Genomic DNA, 18,998 nt, shown 5'->3' with positions numbered 1-18,998 from the left:
TGACTGTTTTACTGGTTTTATTGTCGTTTATGGTGATAATCGCAGTTCCGGATTAAATGCCAGTCACTACAGCAGTGGTATTTGACAAACTGACGGTTGCAATCGAGGTATCCGAAGAGCGAACTGTTAGCGTGCCTGAAGCATTAGCTATCGAAATATTGGCAGTACTGCCCGCATTGATGGCAATGGTAGATGGAGAAACTGTTAGTGCAGGGATGGCAACAGTGTTGACCGTCACAGCAACCGTTTTTGATGTTTTGCTATCAGTAATGGTGATAGTTGCGAAACCCGTCTTAACACCTTTTACTACAGCAGTATTATTAGTAAAACTCACTGTGGCGACTGTCGAATCCGACGAATGTACACGCACAGCTCCACTAGCATTAGCCACCGCTATATTGCTGCTAGCCCCTACATTTACAGCAATAGTGGCAGGAGAAACAGTCAGTGTCGCGTAAGATGCAGCCTTGACTGTTAAAGTTATCGTTTTAGTACTTTCCTCATCCTTAACCGTGACAGTTGCCGATCCAGCCTTGACAGCCTTGATGGTAATGGCGTTACTGGCATAACTTACTGTAGCAACGCTGTTATTACTGGAGCTGACCCTGACAGTATCGGAGGCTTCAGAGACTGTTACTTTAACGGCATTACCTGCTGTAATGACCAGCGAATTGCTACTAAGGTAAAGAGCATATGCGCTATTGAATGCACATAACCCAAAAATAATAAGCAAAAAACGATAGGCAAATAGATTGGTGCGCATGACATATACCCTTAATATTTAATTGTTTACAATTTAGTACTCAGTATTAGTGAATGATTAATTTAGAATATACTAATATATGTAACTAAACAAAAGTAACCAAGTCTATTATCTAATTTTTAGGTTGATGAAATGTTGATTTAGATCAAGATTATTTGTATTAATGAATGTTTATGTGCTGTACAAGCATAAGACGAATAGTTGCAGTTGATTGCAGGGTGATTCTTGATATTTTCCAGATGTCAGTAGTTTGTAAACTAACACCCGTATTTCGTTACACTGCATACGGGTTACGTGTGTACTATCAAATAACCGCTTTAGGATAGGAGCCCAGAATTTTAAGGAATTTGACATTGGTTTTTAGCGATTCGATGGCCTTGGCAACATCGGCATCGTCTCTATGCCCTTCTATATCAATAAAAAACACATAATCCCACAAAGCCTGACGAGACGGACGTGATTCTATATGCACCATGCTAATACCATACTCAGCAAACGGTGCCAGTATTTTATGTAATGCACCGGCTTGATTGCCTGTAGAAACCAGCATAGAGGTTTTATCTGCCCCGGTAGAAACAGGTTGTTGCTGACCGATGACGATAAAACGCGTGGTATTATTGGCTTCGTCTTCGATATGTCTTTCCAGTACATTCAAATCATACAACTCAGCAGCAACCAAACTGGCTATGGCAGCCTTAGTGTTATCTTGCGAGGCCAGACGCGCGGCCTCAGCATTACTGCTAACAGGTGTACACACCACATTGGGTAAATTGTTCAGCAGCCATTGCCGACATTGCGCAAGCGATTGCTGGTGCGAATAAACTTCGCTAATCTCTGCCAAAGATTGCATATTGCCCAGTAAATTTTGATGCACGCGAATTTCGACTTCACCACAAATTTGCAATGTCGAATCGATAAACCGATCCAGCGTATGGGCAATTACCCCTTCTGTGGAATTTTCAACCGGCACCACACCAAACTGACAATGTCCGGTATCCACAGCCCTAAAGATATCGGGGATGGTGGCGACTGGCACATCTTTTACGGCATGACCAAAATGTTTAAATACCGCCTGCTGGGTAAACGTACCTTGCGGCCCTAAAAAGGCTACTTCTAAGGGCTTTTCCAGCGCCAGACAGGCCGACATTAATTCTCTAAACAAGTGAACAACAGTATCGCCCGCCAAAGGCCCCGGATTTAAAGAGCGGATACGACGCAGTACTTGGGCTTCACGATCAGGACGATAAAAACTTCCAGTTTCTCCCGCCGCTTGTTTGGTACGCGCCACTTCCAGCGCACAGCCCGCCCGCTGATTAAGCAACTGTAAAATCTGTTGATCTATCGCATCGATTTGATCACGTAATTCAGAAAGTGGGATTATGCTGCTCATGGTCGTTAATTAATGCGTACGTTCAAACTCTACCATAAACTCAATTAAGGCATCAATTCCCGCTTCGGGCATGGCATTGTAAATGCTGGCACGCATACCGCCGACGGATCGATGTCCCGGTAAAGAGCCAAGACCCTGTTTTTCGGCTAATTGTAAAAACTCTTTATCCAATGCGGCATCAGCCAGTACAAAGGGTACGTTCATGCGCGAACGATAAGCCACATCTACCGGATTGCGATATAAGTTGGAATCATCAATGGCACGATACAGTTTTTTGGCTTTGTTAATATTTCGCTGCTCAATGGCCGCAACACCACCTTGTTTTTTTAACCATTGCAACACCAAGCCCAGTAAGTACCAGTTATAGGTTGCCGGTGTATTCAACATGGAATCACCTTTGGCTTGCTGCGCATAATCAAATACGGCCGGCACATTAGCCGCTGCCAAACCCACCAGATCTTCGCGGACTATCACCACGGTTACCCCTGCTGGACCCATATTTTTTTGAGTACCCGCATAAATGAGTCCGTAACGACTCACATCAAATTCGCGCGATAAAATATTGGATGACATATCACACACCAGCGGTATAGCGCCGCTATCGGGTATGTCAGAAAACTCGACACCATGTATGGTTTCGTTAGAGGTATAGTGCAAATAGGCTGTATCGCTGTCTATGTGCCAGTCATTTAAAGCTGGGATAGTGGTAAAGCCACTGGCTTCTGCACTGGCAACAATTTGTACCTGGCAATATTTACTGGCTTCTTTAATAGCACTGGTAGACCAGGCTCCAGTATTCACATAGCTGGCTTTGTGTTGACCATTCAGTATATTTTGCGGTATTAAAGCAAATTGAGCGCTAGCGCCGCCTTGTAAAAACAGCACTTTATAATTAGCGGGTATTGCCATTAGCTCAATCAGGTCGTTCTTCAGCGTTTCGGCAATTGCCATAAACTGTTTGCCTCGATGACTCATTTCCATCACCGACATGCCACTGCCCTGCCAATCCAGCAACTCTTGTTTGGCTATTTCCAACACTTCAACCGGTAACATGGAAGGACCGGCACTAAAATTAAATATTCTGGACATTATTCCTCTTCAGAACCGTTATCGGTTTGCTCAATATCTGCATCATCAGTCAGCTCGGTGTTAAGTTCTTCGTCGTCCTCGTCCTCATCACCCAGTCCATCTATTCTATCTACACCAACCACTTTTTCGCCTTTATCCAAACGAATGACGGTCACACCCTGTGTATTTCTACCGACCACAGAAATTTCTTTAACGCGGGTTCTCACCAAGATACCGCCATTGGTAATCAGCATAATTTCATCGCTGTCGTTAACCAGAACGGCACCCACCACTGCACCATTACGTTCGGAGGTTTGTATGGCAATTAAGCCTTGTCCACCACGTCTGTGCTGGGTAAATTCTTCCAGCTTAGTGCGTTTACCATAACCATTTTCGGTAATATTTAAAACTGTGCCTTCACTAGCAATAATCAGAGAGATCACTTTTTGATCAGATTGCAAACGAATACCGCGTACCCCGGTCGCGGTTCTACCCATAGAACGCACATCGCTTTCGTTAAAGCACACCGCTTTACCGTCACTACTAAACAGCAGTACATTTTGCTGGCCGTCGGTAATCGCCACGCCCACTAGTACGTCATTTTCGTTTAGATCAATAGCAATTTTACCGTTGCTACGCTGACGTTCAAATTCAGGTAACGGTGTTTTCTTAACAGTACCGGAAGAGGTGGCCATAAAGATGTATTTATCGGCACTGTATTCGCGCACTGGTAACATGGCATTAATTTTTTCGCCTTCTTCCAAAGGCAACAGGTTTACAAACGGTTTACCGCGTGAGGCACGGCTGGCAACCGGTAAATCGAATACCCGTAACCAATATACTTTACCGCTTGAAGAAAAACACAAAATGGTATCGTGGGTATTGGCAATAATCAGTTTTTCGACAAAATCATTTTCTTTGGTCGCTGTAGCCGATTTACCACGTCCACCGCGTTTTTGTGCTTTATAATCGGTCAACGGCTGGGTTTTAACATAGCCTTCGTGCGACATGGTGACTACCATGTCTTCTTCGGTAATTAAATCTTCGCGTGATAAATTAGAGTAATCCTGAATGATTTCAGTACGACGGGCATCCGCATACTGGCTTTTAATCTCTTCCAGCTCTTCCTTGATGACTTCCATCAAACGCACATCACTACCCAAAATAAACAAATATTCGTCAATCAGTTCCAGTAAAGATTTGTATTCATTAACAATCTTTTCCTGCTCCAATCCGGTTAAACGATGTAAGCGTAAATCTAAAATAGCTTGCGCTTGTGCTTCAGACAAACGGTATAAGCTGCCATCCATGCCAAACTCGGCACCTAAATCTTCCGGACGCGAACGATCAGCATCCGCTCTGTCCAACAAGCTGGCCACTAAACCAGACGCCCAACTTTTTGCCAACAAACCAATTTTGGCTTCTTGTGGATTAGGCGAGGATTTAATCAGCTCGATCATGTCATCAATATTGGCCAGCGCAATTGCCAAACCTTCTAATAAATGAGCTCTTTCCCGTGCTTTGCGTAAATTATAGATAGTACGGCGCGTTACAATTTCGCGACGATGATCAATAAACGCTAATAGAATATCTTTCAACGGCATCAAATGTGGACGGCCATCGTACAAGGCCACCATATTGATACCAAATACGGTTTGCAACTGGGTTTGCTTGTACAGATTATTTAATACCACATCAGGCACTTCGCCACGACGCAGTTCGATAACCATGCGCATACCGTCTTTATCAGATTCGTCACGTAAACCGGAAATACCTTCCAATTTACCTTCTTTAACCAATTCGGCAATTTTTTCCAACAAACGCGCTTTATTAACCTGATAAGGTAATTCGGTAGTAATAATGGCCTGGCGTCCGCCATCACCAATATCTTCAAAATGACTGCGCGCTCGTAAATAGATACGGCCACGTCCGGTTTCATAGGCTTCGTAAATACCCGACGCACCATTAATAATGGCAGCGGTAGGAAAATCCGGACCTGGAATAATTTCCATTAACTCGGCAACGCCCAGATCGGCATTTTCAATCAAGGCCAAACACGCGGTAATAATTTCACCCAGATTATGCGGCGGAATATTGGTCGCCATGCCAACGGCAATACCAGAAGAACCATTAATCAGTAAGGTGGGTATGCGGGTAGGCATTACTGTGGGTTCGGATTCGGATTCATCGTAGTTAGCGACAAAATCAACGGTTTCCTTATCCAGATCAGCCAAAAGCTCATGGGCAATCTTAGACATGCGCACTTCGGTATACCGCATTGCCGCTGGTGAATCACCATCCACCGAACCAAAGTTACCTTGGCCGTCGATCAGCATATAACGTAAGGAAAACGGCTGCGCCATCCTTACTATAGTGTCGTAAACAGCCGTATCGCCATGCGGATGGTATTTACCGATCACATCACCGACGACACGCGCCGATTTTTTATACGGTTTGTTCCAGTCGTTGCCAAGTTCTCGCATCGCAAACAGCACACGACGATGCACTGGCTTTAAGCCATCTCTGACATCTGGTAGGGCTCGACCGACAATCACGCTCATGGCGTAATCAAGGTAGGATTGTTTCATCTCGTCTTCGAGATTAACCGGAATAATTTCTTTTGCGAAGTCTGACATGTGTCCGTGATTCCAGTGCCACCGTTAAGGCGGGTCCCTCTAGCCGTTAATACTGTTATCCAGCATTCCAAGCAGTGTAAGGGTGTAAAAAACCACTATTGTAACAAACATAACAGGCTTAGTGGAGAACCAGTGCATGATGTGGGGTAAAGTTGCAAAGACTTACCTGGACAATTTAACTATCAACAGGCAATATCAGTTGTGTTTAACGTCATTTGTTGATGTTGCACACAGAAGTAAGGCATTGATTTTTTATAAATATTGGTATAATAAACCCATCGATTATGCTTTTATGGATAACCTATTTAATAACCTATGTCTGAAACTGATATTTACGAACTGATAGAATGTATGACGACACTAATACGCTCTGAAGAGCGTAAGAAATGTGCCGAACTGGGCTTGCAACCCGTACATTTTCAAATTCTAAATTACTTGTCACGCTGTAACAAATACAGCGATACACCTGCAGCCATTGCCAATTACTTAGGCATGACCCGCGGCACTGTTTCGCAATCGCTGATCATTCTTGAAAACAAAGAATATCTAGGCAAATCCACAGACCTGACTGACAAACGCATTAAACATTTGCGCTTACTGCCAGAGGGCGAAAAGGTATTAAAACAAGCGCGACCTTCCGATTTGTTTCAAACTGCAACGTCCATTTTACATAGCACAGAAAATTTATCTGCTGATACCAATGTTTTTCAGCAAGCATTAACCGCACTACAAAAAGCCAATCACTCGCAATCGTTTGGCGTCTGTAATAGCTGCCGAAATTTCAGTGAAAAACACGGTGAGTTTTTTTGTCAACTGACGCAAGAAAAACTCAGTAAAACCGACAGTGACAAAATATGCCAGGAACATATACCGGTATAAATTCATACTCGGCATAATGTGTTATATCCGTGGTGGTTTTACTCAGTCGAAGCAGAGAATATACTTCCGCTCCGACTGAGGAATAACTAAAACTGCTTAGCCTTTTCCCGGCAACATGCCAACACTACCCGGCTTTATTCTTTTACAAGATACAACCACATCTTCTTGGTGACAGTTATTTAAGGTGTTATTGTCAGTACAGGTATTACAAACAGTTTTGCCTAAATCTTTAACCTTATCAACATGCCAACCATAACCTTGTGACTGGCAAAACTTCTTGCTGTATTTATCTATCGTAAATGGTTGTGTAGCCGTCTGCTTTGCGGTATTTAACGCCTCGCAGCGCACAGCCGGAAGACTGTTAGCCATTAAATCCCGATAAATATACTCGGTGGCGCATACTGGCAAACTTAAACCGATACTCAACACAAACAGCCCTATTACTGTGTATTTCATTTAACTAATCTCCCCGCTCATTGATAACGCGAATATTCATCATGCGATTTTCTTCGTTAATTTGCGCTTTTATGGGTGCAAATTTTTCATGTTCATTCAACCACACCGCCACAATGATGCTTACAAAAGCAACTGCAGCGAGTAATGAATAGCCTAAAAAATGGTCTTTACCTTGTTCATGCATGGCAATTCACCATAACGAGTAAGCTATAGTTATGGAAACTGTTTTTCATTGCATCCAGGCAAGATTTTATAAATTTATTTTTAATTGTCATATACGCTCCTGAAAGTTTTAATAGCGAATCGCTACATTATCGAATATAATCCCGACTGTCAAGTTGGTATCGAATCGATACTTTATTGATACTTTTTAATTTTTGGAGTCAAACACATGAAAAAATTATTATTAGGCAGTTTATTGCTAAGTTCATGCCTTTTGAGTGAATCAAACTTTGCCTACGAGAACAAGCACAACAGTCATAGCGAAGACTATGCAAAAGTTTCAAGCTATAAAACCAGCGCGGCAATGGAAGAACAAGAAGTTGCCTTATGGGAAGAGCTCACCATCTACGCAATGATTGCAGGAATTTATGCCACTTATTTGTTGATACAAAAAGAATAAAAAAGCAACGGTGAGTTCAACTGGTCATTGCAACGCATTCGTTTAGTTTATCACCAGGCATCATGTAGCCCAGTGTTTTTCTAGGTCTCGTATTAAGCTTTAAAGCAATCTCATCTAGGTCTTGCTGACTATAACCGCTTAAATCGGTCCCTTTGGGAAAATATTGTCTTAATAATCGGTTTGTATTTTCATTGGTTCCTCGCTGCCAAGGGCTTCTTGGATCGCAAAAATACATTGCCACATCGGTGGCTACAGTAAATCTTTTATGTTGAGCTAATTCAGTACCACGATCCCATGTCAACGAAGCCATTAAGCCGGAAGGAAGTTGCTGTACCTGACGAATTAATGCATTCACAACATTCGTCGTATCTTTGCCATCAACTTGAACCAGCAACACAAATCGTGACCGACGTTCAACTAGAGTAGCAATATGGCTGTTTTTAGACCCCGTAATCAGATCACCTTCCCAATGCCCAGGTATTGCACGATCCTCAACCTCTGCAGGTCGATCTTTTATCGATACCGCATCAATAATTTGCCCTCTTGGCTGGCCTTCAGTTGTTGATGCCTTACCTCGCCGCATCATTCGTTTCGATCGTAGATGTCCGATTAATTCCTTTTTCAAAACGCCGCGTGCTTGAATATACAGGCTTTTATAGATTGTTTCATGTGAGACATGCATATTGATATCGTTTGGATATTTATGTTTAAGCCAGCCAGCAATTTGCTCAGGAGACCAATCGAAACCGAGTTTAGTTGCCACCATGATTTGTAGTTGAGAATGTGTAGCCAGTCGACAGGGCTTAGGTCGCTGTGCTTGATCCCATGCTTTTGAATCAGCTTCGATTGCTCGATATTGATCTTTATTACCATTACGGGCAATTTCACGGCAGATAGTAGAGGGTGATCTTGCTAGTTTTGATGCAATCTGTCGCATTGATTCACCAGCCGCCAGTCCTCGCGATATTTCTTCGCGCTCAACTAGACTCAGTGACCTAGCCGATCTTGAGCGAGTTGCAGGAATAATTCCACCATGAGCGGATAAAACAGTATGCACGGATCCAGCATGCTTACCAAGGGCACGACCTATCTCACTGAGTGATTGTCCTAATTTCCATCTTTGCCACAACTCAACCTTTTGAGCTGCGGATAAACCGGGTCGACCTTTCTGTGCCATTGATTCACCTCTGTTAATAATATTAAATCAGATAGTGTTGCAATGACCAGTTGAACTCACCACAGATTAGATAAATATTTAAAAGCACGTTACTGAGTTTCGACTTTCGCCGAAACTCAGCATACGGCACTTACAGACAGAAGAAAGTGGCGGGATAATTATTCAGTCGCTAACCAGGACTGTAGCGCATCAATAATCTCCTGCGCCTGTTTTTCGCTGGAAATATTAAATTTGGATTTTTGCTGATATTCACCGTTACGTTTTTGATAACGGCGAATAGTGAATCTGTCAGCGCTGTATTGTTCTTTACTGGGTTCCCAATCTTGATAGCGATAGATAACAGTGGCCCATGCGCCTTTACTTAGTACTTTTTTATCCAATTCTTTAACGGTTTCTATACCGCCATCTTCGTAACGAACGGTTAATTCTTCAACGGTTTCAGCCATGATACTCTCTAGCAATGTTTAAACGGGCGCAGTCTACCATACAGTAATTGTGCTGCCCACCTTAAGTTTATGGGCTAATAAAATCACCAAACGCGCGACTACCTTCTCCAGTACGAATAGTATTAACTACTTTCAAGGTGTTAGCATCAATGACCGATACATTATTATCGAACCAATTGGCCACATATACATGTTGATCGTCAACATGGGTGCTAATACCCTCGGGTTTATCGCCAACAGTCAGCACTGCCACCTGTTTTAAGCTTTGCGTATCTACCACAGATACCGTGCTATCATCTTGATTAGTCACAAATAACAGGCGATTATTTAAAGCCAGACTCAGCGCATAAGGCCGAGCGCCTACCTTAACGGTGGCAATACGTTTTAGATTGTGAGCATCCAGCACCGTGACATCATCACTTTCCACATTAGCTGTATAAAGCCGCAAGCCCTGACTATCCAGTGTTAACCCAAACGGATGCGCGCCTACTTTCGTGGTATTGCGAATGCTGTATTTTTTTAAATCCACTTGCGAGACAGAATCATCCATGCGATTAGCAACATACAAATAACGGTTATCCGGACTAACGATCATCCCCGAAGGCGATTTACCAACAGCAATAGTGGCAATGTTTTTAAAGTTTTGCGTATCAAACACCGATACGTTATTTTCATACCAATCGGCTACGAACACTTGCGCACCCGGTCGATCCACGGCAATACCTAAAGACCCCCCACCCACTTTAACGGACTTTATAGTCGTAAATTGTTTAGCATCCAACACCACAAACCCGCCAGCCTCCGGAGTGCTAATATATACTTGCGACAACGCTCTGTTAACGGCTACGCCCGCAGGTTTTCCCGGTACTTTAACGGTGGCTATCACTTTCTGATTAGCTGTATCAATCACCGATACCGAATTATCCAATTGGTTACTAATAAACGCCTTAACCTCAGCGTTGGCATTACCAACTAAGATAAAAAACAGCAAGGTAGATAAAATTGGAAAAGTAAAATTTAGCATAGACATAATCGTTAAGATTGTTATAGAGGCAGCCCAATCTACGAACTAAGCAAAAGCAATTCCTAAACTGGGCAGAACAACGTGAAGCTCAACAATGGATGCAGACATAACATCAATTGTTGTCTGCTTGAATTTAACATCAGCCTCAAAAAATGCAGACTTAATTGACTATAATGGTTGGGCTTCCTGGCGTCAGCCCAACCTAAGAACTAAAAATGAATCACCATCAACCCATCTAAGATGTTAATAGCATTCATAACAACTTAACGTTTAATATCTATCTGTACACTGTGTCTGGCATTCGGTGTAATCAATTTAGACAAATTGGTTAAACCATGTGTCAATACATCATTCACTGCTTTATCAGCTGCTTCTTCGTTTAATTCAGCGGGTGGGTTATTATTCACATAAGCACGATAATAAGTAGTTACCCATTCAACTTCAGCTTTACCGCCTTTATCGGTAACGGATAATTCAGCCGCATAATTGCCTACAGGCAATACTGGAATATGTTCATCCTGACCTGCATGTTTAATAGTACCGATATTGCTCATTTCGGTAATTTTATATTTATAAGTCATTTTGGCCGCATCATAGGCTTTTAATTCTTCGGTTATGGTACCGCCGTTTGCCAATGTCAGTACCCGAATAGCACCTTTAGCATTGCTACCATCACCTTTTACACTTTTAACGGGTGGCAACCAAGACAAATCATCATAGTTTTTAATCAGATCCCAAACTTTTGCAGCGGGTGCATCAACTTCTAAAGTAGCTGTCATTTTAGCTCTGACCGGACCGTGGGCATTAACCACACCAGCAAACATCAGCAAGGCGGCAGAAATGATAAGCGAGGTTTTTTTCATAAAACGTTCCTATGGGTTAACACAAAATAAAGACAGCAATTATAAAATAAAAACTCGTCTTCAGGCGATAAACAGTTATAAAAATAGCAGAAGCTAACTGGCAGGCATACTGATTTAGCTTACTACAAACTTAAAATGTTCCACGCGGAACTCCTAACAACTTACCTTATGCAACATTAAAAACAGTGTGTAATCAACTATAAGACTATCATCTATATTAATGTTTTTAAAGTGGTTTTCAATGATATTTTTTTTCAAAAAAAATCCCAACCTAATTATTAAACACACCACTCTTACATGCCGAAAATTTGCAGTTGGTTTTTATGTGTATTTTTTATCCGCAAAATGACTATAAAACATACGCAAAAAATTAAAAACCGAAACTTATAACCAGTTATAGTTATATTTAACATTAAATATATAGTCTATACATTTAATATATATAGACTATATGTATATTTTTGTCTCTAACTAACTCTGTATTAGACAACAAATAAAATTAAGTTTGCAAATTAAACAAATACCACGAACAAAGCCAGTAAAATAGCTCTCTTTCATCCTCACCATCCATTACATGCAACTCCGTTTATCTCGCTTACTCACCCGCTCAGCGTGGCTTAATGTGCATACCTATCTGGCCCTTAGTCTGGGGTTGGTATTTTCTATCATCGGTTTAACGGGTAGCCTGTGTATTTATAGCGAAGAACTGGATACCTTATTTAATCCTGACCTGTATATAGAAGCGACCCAGCAACCGCTGCAATCTCCGGATCAAATTATTGCCGCAGTACGCGCCGCCCATCCTAATCGACACGGCGTATGGACTTTGGAGATGCCACGTACCCCGCACAGCCCCATCACCGCTTGGTTCGAAAACCCCGCAGAATCAACAGGAGCCTTTTATGCGCCGTTAGTGGTTGCGGTACATCCTTATACGGGTAAAGTGTTGAGTAGTCGCTTTTGGGGACAAACCTTAACCACCTATATAACCGATCTACATACTCAATTATTACTCGATGGATTTGGTCGGCAAATAATGGCTGTACTTGCCTGGCTATTATGTGTTTCTGTTTGTAGCGGCTTGTATTTATGGTGGCCGAAAAATTCGCATGTGTTAGCAGCTTTTTCGGTACGTCATGATCAGGGTTTGTGTCGGTTTATCTTTGATTTACACCGCTTACTTGGTGTATTTAGCGCTACATTATTGTTGATACTGGCCTTTACCGGGTTTCATCTGGCTTATCCGCCACTACTTGAATATTTAACCTCTGCAGAAGGTATGGGGCATGGCGATGAGGGTCCCACCGTACGTAGTTCGGCCATACCCAATGACAGGCCCATAAAATTACAAGAAGCTGTATTAATAGCCAGAGCGCCCTTCCCCAGCTCTGAAGTGCGACGTATATCCACACCGCGTGGAGAAACAGGCACTTACCGCATTAATCTGCGCCAACGTGATGAAATCAATCAACATCATCCCATGACCACCGTATGGATAGATCGTTGGAGCGGCCAGATTCGAGATGTACAAAATCCACAGAAATTTAGCAGCGGACAGCGCTTCACCACCTGGATGTGGCCTTTGCACACCGGCGAAGCCTATGGCAACACCGGTAAATTTCTATGGTTTTTAGGCGGACTCAGCCCAGCATTTTTATATGTCAGTGGTTTATGGCATTGGCTATATAGACGCGGCGCGGTGCAAGACCGGCCAGTGGATATAGCCGCACTAGGGCAGCATTTGTTAGCAACAGTACAAAATGCTTATCATTTAAGTCAAAAAGCATGGATTTATCTAAAACCTAAGCTACAAAAATTACTTAATTATCTTAATACTATCAATAAGTAACTTTATTTATCTATAATTTACATTAAAATATTTCGTAATGGTTTGAATTATTAATCTGCCTAAATGGATAGGCGTAGAATAGGCACCGCATCTTAAGATAGTTGAATCATTGCACTATTAAAGCAAAATACCCCTACAAACTTGCTACGCTTAATACTTTTGCATTAACATTAACTAGACGTTTATTGGTCATAAAACACACTGAACTTAGGTAGTTGTCATGCAAAGCAAAATCATACTCGTAGTTATCACGCTTATGTTTCCCATTAGCACTGCTTTTGCTGATCAAATTGGCAGTTATGTCGGTCCGCATGGACACAATCCTAAGCAGCTAGCAAAAGAGCTAGACTTAACTCCACAACAAACCAATCAGTTAGCTATTATTCTTAAAGAAGAACATGAAAAGTTTCGTGCCCTACATGAAGAAGCACATGCACGTATAAAAGCGGTTTTATCCGGCGATCAGGCAGAAAAATGGGAACAGTTAATTGCCAATCATAAAAGAAACCATCATCACCGCGATGCCTCACCAGAAATTGCACAATAATCGCTGTTGGTATACAACAAATACAGCAATTGTACCGCCGCCTATCAATGCATAAAAATGATCAGGCTTACAGCATAATGTTATTATATAAGCAATTTAATACCTTTAAATCCACCTGCAATGACGATTGAATTTGATTTTGAAGTAGATGCTACTGGCTTGCAATGCCCTTTGCCTTTGCTACGTTTAAAAAAAGCGATTATGGAAATTGACAGCGGCAAAGTGGTTAAAATAATCGCCACCGACCCTGCAGCACATTTAGATTTTGGTGTATATATCAATCAGGCAGGACATACAGCCTTAAAATCCTTTAAAGAAGCAGAAAAACATATTTTTTATATTCAAAAAAAATAGTATCTATACACTTTAACAGAAAACCATATAGGATGTGCCGACGCCAGGAGATGATAGATTAACTTCCAATTGATGCGCCGCCCGTTGGTTGGCACATCCTACCCAGCCTACTTCTGCTAAGCCAATTAGATTACTCCCCCAAAGCCATCATCGATTAAAGCACTAAAATCCGTTTCCAGTTTCTCCACCCGCACAGGTCTACTAAACAAGTATCCTTGCAACATATCGCAGTTTTGCGTTTTAAGGAATTGATATTGATGTAGATCTTCTACACCCTCCGCCGTAACATCCAATTTTAACTCATGAGCCAAAGCAATGATAGCGCGTACCAAAGTCATACTACCTTCATCATCTGGAATATTTTGCACGAAAGATCGATCTATCTTAACGCTGTGAACCGGAAATTGGCGTAGATACATTAAACTGGAATAACCGGTACCAAAATCATCGATACTAAGCCGCACCCCCAATTCATTAAGTTGCTGTAAAATTTCCAGGGTGCGCTTGGGGTCTTGCATGACAGCAGACTCGGTAATTTCAAGTTCTAGAGCAGATGGTTGCAGACCGGTTTCATCCAAAACAGTTTTAATACAATCAAATAAATCCGGTTCCTGAAATTGCCGGGCTGACAAATTAACGGCAACCAGTTTAAAAAGACTATTGCTATCCTGCCATGCTTTAACTTGTATACAAGCAGTTCGCAATACCCATAGACCTATGGCTACAATTAAGCCGGTTTCTTCAGCAATGCCAATAAAACGATCAGGATAAACCAATCCCCACTCAGGGTGTCGCCAGCGCACCAGCGCTTCCACACTGTTGGCACAGCCATCAACAGGATTAATTTGTGGCTGGTATTCAAGCACAAACTCACCATTCTTTAAGGCTAGTCGTAAACCTCTTTCTATAGTCATGCGCTCCAGAGATCTTGTCGTCATTTCCAGCGTATAAAACTGATAATTATTTTTGCCACGCTCTTTGGCTAAATACATGGCTGTATCGGCATTCATCATCAGATCATGACTAGATTGTCCATCATTTGGATAAACACTGATGCCGATACTGGCAGTAATAACAATATCCTGTTCTTCAAACGAAAAGGGCTGCGCCAGCGTATCAATAATTTTTTGTGCAATCCGTCCAATGTCGTTAATATCGATAATATCGCTCAACATTAGGATAAATTCATCACCACCTAGCCTGGCCAAAATATCGTTACTGCGTATGGCTTTTTTGAGGCGTTCACTCACCGCTTTTATCAAGCAATCCCCAATGCGATGCCCCAGGGTATCATTGATCAGCTTGAACCTATCCAAATCCAAAAACAATAAGGCTAATTTATTATCATGCCTATGCATTGCAGACAATGCCTGATTAAATTGCTCAAGAAAATTAACTCGATTTAGTAGTCCGGTAAGTGGATCGTGATTGGCGATATAGAGTAATTTCCGTTCGGCGGCCTTACGTTCCGAAATATCCTGAACTTGGATAATGAAATAAAGGGGTTCGTTCACATCATTTCGCACCAACGATACGCTTATCAGTGTCCATACCCTTCTATCCACTTTTTTATGTTGACACTGCACTTCGGTTTGAAACGATAACAGTTGGTTGGATAACACTTTGTTAAGATGACGACTGAGCGATTGCTCATAATGATCGACAGGCACATGATCTTGAAGCAGAGTATTCAACAATTCTTCATGCGTGTAACCTAATATTTCGCAAATTGAACTGTTAACCTGTAAAAAACGACCATCAATAGACACCAAAGCCATACCAATAGCAGCTTGTTCAAAAGCACTATGAAAACGTTCTTCGCTTTCGCGCAGACGACGCTCAATCTCCAGACGTTCGGTAATATCGCGAAACACCAGCACCGCGCCTAACAACGTGCCGTTATTGCCAATAATAGGTGCCGCACCATCATCAATGGGGATAAGCGTATTTGTACGATTTAACAGAAAAGTTGTAGAACTTAAACGCGCTAAGGCACGACTATGCAAAGCTTTTAAAACCGGATTATCTATCACAGACAAGTCAGATTCCGTCTTCAGTGTCATGATTTCGGTGATTTTACAACCCTTGGCACTCTTTAAACTCCAGCCAGTTAAAGCCTCAGCTACCGGGTTCATGAATTGTACATTCCCCTGGTTATCCGTCGCAATTACCGCGTCGCTGATGCAATGCAAGGTTTTGGCAAACCATTGTTCACTTTCCTTTAACTTGCATTCCAATTTGTGTTTATACAGAGCGACTTCAATGGAAGAATGCATCTCATCTGCACGAAAAGGTTTAATCAAATACCCATAGGCACCTGCTGTTTTAGCCCGTTGTAACGTAGCAGCATCACTATATGCTGTTAGAAAAATGACGGGAATATCTAAAGAATCTTTGATAATTTGCGCAGCACTGATACCGTCCATACTGCCTTTTAAGACGATATCCATCATGATAAGATCTGGCTTTTGTTCAGCCGCTAACGAAATAGCCTGCCCGCCGGAAAAAGCAATGGCAACCACCTGATAACCGAAACCTTCTAACAGTTTGCGAATATCCATAGCGATAATGCCTTCATCTTCAACGATCATAATTCTGCTGGCATTCATCGTGTGTTACTCTTAGAGTTTAAGAAATACTGCAAAATTGCAATGTAAATTTACAACCAGTTGTTGTATCCATGGTCATATTGCCCAACAAATGATTGGTTAAAAATTCGACTAATTGCAGGCCGAGTGATGGGCTTTTTCTCAAGTTTTGTTCTGTTAAAACAGCTATACCGTTATCCGCTATCTCTAGCACAAAATTATCTTGAAGTTTAGCAAAACTCACCTGAATTGTTCTGGGTCTGTTATGTGGAAAGGCATGTTTCAATGCGTTAGTGAGCAGTTTATTAATAATCAAACCGCAAGGTATAGCAGTATTTACATCCAGAAACACATCCACTACCCGGATATCGACGCTGATTTGCTCGGATTGCACCTCATAACCGAATAAAAGATAATTAACTAGACCCTTAGTATAGTCGTTAAAATCGATTCTAGCTAAATCATTGGATTGATAAAGTTTTTCATGTAGAAAAGCCATAGATTTAATCCGATCTGCACTTTGATGCAATAAAACGACTTTTGCCGGATGGATGGCACTGTTTGCGGCAATAAATATGACTGGAATAAAAGCGGCTAGATACAAGCAAGATACTATGAATATGCTTACCAACTAATGCACCCACTGCATATCCAAATGTTTTTTCCAGAGTCTGATTAGCCATCAACGCTATGCTGTCATTACTTTGCGATTGAAACCCACAAGCTGCGGTATTAAGTAGCTCATCCATCCGTCAAGCACCCTAACTATTAAGATAGTCTTTCATAATTTGTATGGTTGTACTGCATTGCATTTTTTTAAAATGTTTCCAGCCAAATGCTCATGCATATACTAAGCATAATCAGTGTCGTTTTATTCAATGCCAATAAATCACAAGAATTATGCACATAAAATGCTGCAATTAGTTTAGCCAGCCGATTGTTTTCAATTCCGATTAAAAGGCTACAAAAACAAAAACCACCCGTATAGATTTACTCACGCAGACTGATTACAGGCCAATTAGCTTGACGGGCAAATTGCAAAAGCTTTTCATCGGGATCAACCGCTACCGGATGAGTAACCCATTTTAAAAGGGGTAAATCGTTATGTGAATCGCTGTAAAACCAGCTATTATCCATATTTTCTACATGGTTTTCCAGCCAATTTTTCAAGTGGGTAATTTTACCGGCCTGATAACAAGGGGTATCGGTAAACTTACCGGTATATTGCCCATTCACAAATTCTGGTGTCGTGGCTAACAGGTTATCAATACCATACAACTTGACGATGGGCGCGGTAATAAAGCGATTGGTTGCTGTGATAACCATTAGCGTGTCACCCTGCTGCCGGTGTTTATCAACCAGTGCTTGCGCAGCGGGCAACACAATCGGCTTTATGCAGCTTTCCACAAATTCTTCACGCCAACGGTGTAATTGTTCGGCATCATGCAAGGCTAACGGGGCAAGCGAAAACTCTAAAAATTTAACAATATCCAAGCTACCTTGCAGATAATCTTCATAAAACTTTTGATTTGCCTGTTCATAATAATCGCGATCAACAATGCCAGAATCGACTAAAAACTGACCCCATAAAAAATCACTATCATTGGCAATTAAGGTATTGTCTAGATCAAAAATGGCTAAGCTCACAGGAAACCTTTAGAAAAATAAAATTAAATGCGGTAGATGATGGCTTCTGCCGTTAATTTGTGGAACAATTGCACCATTAAAATTAATTAAGTGCGTTTTCGAACTTATTATTATAGTCGATAACAATGCGCTACAAATATAACAGGTTTTTTTGACATGATAGACTCGAAGGGATATCGGCCTAATGTTGGCATTATCCTTTGCAATGACGAGGGTCGTGTGTTCTGGGCAAAGCGCAAGGGCGCTAATTCATGGCAATTTCCGCAAGGCGGTATTGATGACAATGAAGACCCAGAAACTGCGATGTATCGCGAATTGTGGGAGGAAACGGGATTAAGCGCAGAACATGTGCAGTTAATTGGCAGAACCAGATATTGGTTACGTTATAAACTGCCCGATAAATATGTGCGTAAAAACTCGATGCCGCTGTGCATAGGCCAAAAACAAATTTGGTTCATTTTACGTTTGGTCACAGACGAAGCCAATGTACGTTTTGACTGCGGACTAAAGCAGGAGTTTGATAACTGGAAATGGGTAGACTTTTGGTACCCACTTAAAGATGTGGTTTATTTCAAGCGCCGTGTTTACCGTAAAGCAATGGATGAACTGGGCATATTACTGACTGGAGAAGACATTAATGTCAAAGCAGACAGTTATTTGTCTAAAAAATAACACATAAATGTAATGAG

General features: G+C 41.7%; 20 protein-coding genes. 6 read left to right on the top strand and 14 right to left on the bottom strand.

Features of this window, described 5'->3' with window-relative positions; translation table 11 throughout:
• Positions 1-52: 52 nt before the first annotated feature.
• From ABH008_RS12380 to gyrA, 4 genes are all read right to left on the bottom strand, one after another.
• Entirely contained in the window at positions 53-763 is a 711-nt protein-coding gene (locus tag ABH008_RS12380) for an Ig-like domain-containing protein (protein WP_347985931.1), read from the bottom strand.
• A 304-nt stretch (positions 764-1,067) separates the two neighbouring features.
• Positions 1,068-2,153: a prephenate dehydratase gene (gene pheA, locus ABH008_RS12375; protein WP_347985930.1), complete on the bottom strand. Its 1,086-nt coding sequence runs from the start codon at positions 2,151-2,153 to the stop codon at positions 1,068-1,070.
• Between the two features lie 9 nt (positions 2,154-2,162).
• On the bottom strand, positions 2,163-3,242 hold the full coding sequence (gene serC, locus ABH008_RS12370; protein WP_347985929.1) for a 3-phosphoserine/phosphohydroxythreonine transaminase: 1,080 nt from the start codon (positions 3,240-3,242) through the stop codon (positions 2,163-2,165).
• Positions 3,242-5,857, bottom strand: coding sequence for a DNA gyrase subunit A (gene gyrA / locus ABH008_RS12365; protein ID WP_347985928.1), 2,616 nt, complete (start codon positions 5,855-5,857; stop codon positions 3,242-3,244). Before gyrA ends, serC begins: the two co-directional genes overlap by 1 nt.
• A gap of 315 nt (positions 5,858-6,172) precedes the next feature.
• On the opposite strand from gyrA, the gene ABH008_RS12360 reads away from it, so the two are divergent.
• Complete coding sequence (locus ABH008_RS12360; RefSeq protein ID WP_347985927.1) at positions 6,173-6,736, top strand: MarR family winged helix-turn-helix transcriptional regulator; 564 nt, start codon at positions 6,173-6,175, stop codon at positions 6,734-6,736.
• Positions 6,737-6,832: 96 nt separating this feature from the next.
• Here ABH008_RS12360 and ABH008_RS12355 read toward each other — a convergent pair whose 3' ends face one another.
• Together ABH008_RS12355 and ABH008_RS12350 are read right to left on the bottom strand one after the other, a co-directional pair.
• Positions 6,833-7,192, bottom strand: coding sequence for a hypothetical protein (locus ABH008_RS12355; RefSeq protein WP_347985926.1), 360 nt, complete (start codon positions 7,190-7,192; stop codon positions 6,833-6,835).
• 4 nt (positions 7,193-7,196) lie between these two features.
• Entirely contained in the window at positions 7,197-7,376 is a 180-nt protein-coding gene (locus ABH008_RS12350; protein WP_347985925.1) for a hypothetical protein, read from the bottom strand.
• Between the two features lie 207 nt (positions 7,377-7,583).
• Between ABH008_RS12350 and ABH008_RS12345 the strand changes: the two genes are divergently transcribed.
• The gene (locus ABH008_RS12345; protein ID WP_347985924.1) at positions 7,584-7,814 is read left to right on the top strand and encodes a hypothetical protein; all 231 of its coding nucleotides are present in this window, start codon (positions 7,584-7,586) and stop codon (positions 7,812-7,814) included.
• Positions 7,815-7,830: 16 nt separating this feature from the next.
• On the opposite strand, the gene ABH008_RS12340 is transcribed toward ABH008_RS12345, so the two are convergent.
• The 4 genes from ABH008_RS12340 to ABH008_RS12325 form a co-directional block, all read right to left on the bottom strand.
• Positions 7,831-8,991 (bottom strand): IS30 family transposase, encoded by a 1,161-nt coding sequence (locus tag ABH008_RS12340; protein ID WP_347985923.1) that lies wholly within the window; start codon positions 8,989-8,991, stop codon positions 7,831-7,833.
• Between the two features lie 158 nt (positions 8,992-9,149).
• On the bottom strand, positions 9,150-9,437 hold the full coding sequence (locus ABH008_RS12335; protein ID WP_347985922.1) for a hypothetical protein: 288 nt from the start codon (positions 9,435-9,437) through the stop codon (positions 9,150-9,152).
• 67 nt (positions 9,438-9,504) lie between these two features.
• On the bottom strand, positions 9,505-10,461 hold the full coding sequence (locus ABH008_RS12330; protein WP_347985921.1) for a cytochrome D1 domain-containing protein: 957 nt from the start codon (positions 10,459-10,461) through the stop codon (positions 9,505-9,507).
• Positions 10,462-10,724: 263 nt separating this feature from the next.
• On the bottom strand, positions 10,725-11,324 hold the full coding sequence (locus ABH008_RS12325; protein ID WP_347985920.1) for an SRPBCC family protein: 600 nt from the start codon (positions 11,322-11,324) through the stop codon (positions 10,725-10,727).
• 574 nt (positions 11,325-11,898) lie between these two features.
• On the opposite strand from ABH008_RS12325, the gene ABH008_RS12320 reads away from it, so the two are divergent.
• The 3 genes from ABH008_RS12320 to ABH008_RS12310 all read left to right on the top strand — a co-directional run bounded on the left by ABH008_RS12320 (position 11,899) and on the right by ABH008_RS12310 (position 14,074).
• Complete coding sequence (locus ABH008_RS12320) at positions 11,899-13,173, top strand: PepSY-associated TM helix domain-containing protein (protein ID WP_347985919.1); 1,275 nt, start codon at positions 11,899-11,901, stop codon at positions 13,171-13,173.
• A gap of 220 nt (positions 13,174-13,393) precedes the next feature.
• Positions 13,394-13,720 (top strand): hypothetical protein, encoded by a 327-nt coding sequence (locus ABH008_RS12315; RefSeq protein WP_347985918.1) that lies wholly within the window; start codon positions 13,394-13,396, stop codon positions 13,718-13,720.
• 120 nt (positions 13,721-13,840) lie between these two features.
• Complete coding sequence (locus ABH008_RS12310) at positions 13,841-14,074, top strand: sulfurtransferase TusA family protein (protein WP_347985917.1); 234 nt, start codon at positions 13,841-13,843, stop codon at positions 14,072-14,074.
• 125 nt (positions 14,075-14,199) lie between these two features.
• Here ABH008_RS12310 and ABH008_RS12305 read toward each other — a convergent pair whose 3' ends face one another.
• The 4 genes from ABH008_RS12305 to ABH008_RS12290 form a co-directional block, all read right to left on the bottom strand.
• The gene (locus ABH008_RS12305; protein ID WP_347985916.1) at positions 14,200-16,683 is read right to left on the bottom strand and encodes an EAL domain-containing protein; all 2,484 of its coding nucleotides are present in this window, start codon (positions 16,681-16,683) and stop codon (positions 14,200-14,202) included.
• Between the two features lie 19 nt (positions 16,684-16,702).
• Positions 16,703-17,161, bottom strand: coding sequence for a histidine kinase dimerization/phosphoacceptor domain -containing protein (locus ABH008_RS12300; RefSeq protein ID WP_347985915.1), 459 nt, complete (start codon positions 17,159-17,161; stop codon positions 16,703-16,705).
• A gap of 4 nt (positions 17,162-17,165) precedes the next feature.
• The gene (locus tag ABH008_RS12295) at positions 17,166-17,411 is read right to left on the bottom strand and encodes a hypothetical protein (protein WP_347985914.1); all 246 of its coding nucleotides are present in this window, start codon (positions 17,409-17,411) and stop codon (positions 17,166-17,168) included.
• 241 nt (positions 17,412-17,652) lie between these two features.
• Positions 17,653-18,309, bottom strand: coding sequence for an HAD family hydrolase (locus ABH008_RS12290; RefSeq protein WP_347985913.1), 657 nt, complete (start codon positions 18,307-18,309; stop codon positions 17,653-17,655).
• Positions 18,310-18,465: 156 nt separating this feature from the next.
• Here ABH008_RS12290 and ABH008_RS12285 point away from each other — a divergent pair, with 156 nt between their 5' ends.
• Positions 18,466-18,981, top strand: a complete 516-nt coding sequence (locus ABH008_RS12285; RefSeq protein WP_347985912.1) for an RNA pyrophosphohydrolase — start codon at positions 18,466-18,468, stop codon at positions 18,979-18,981.
• Positions 18,982-18,998: the final 17 nt, after the last annotated feature.

Origin of the sequence: Methylomonas sp. AM2-LC (assembly GCF_039904985.1) — a bacterium.
Classification (GTDB): Bacteria; Pseudomonadota; Gammaproteobacteria; order Methylococcales; family Methylomonadaceae; genus Methylomonas.
Note: the sequence above shows the minus strand (reverse complement) of the source record. Positions and strands in the feature narration are given on the sequence as shown.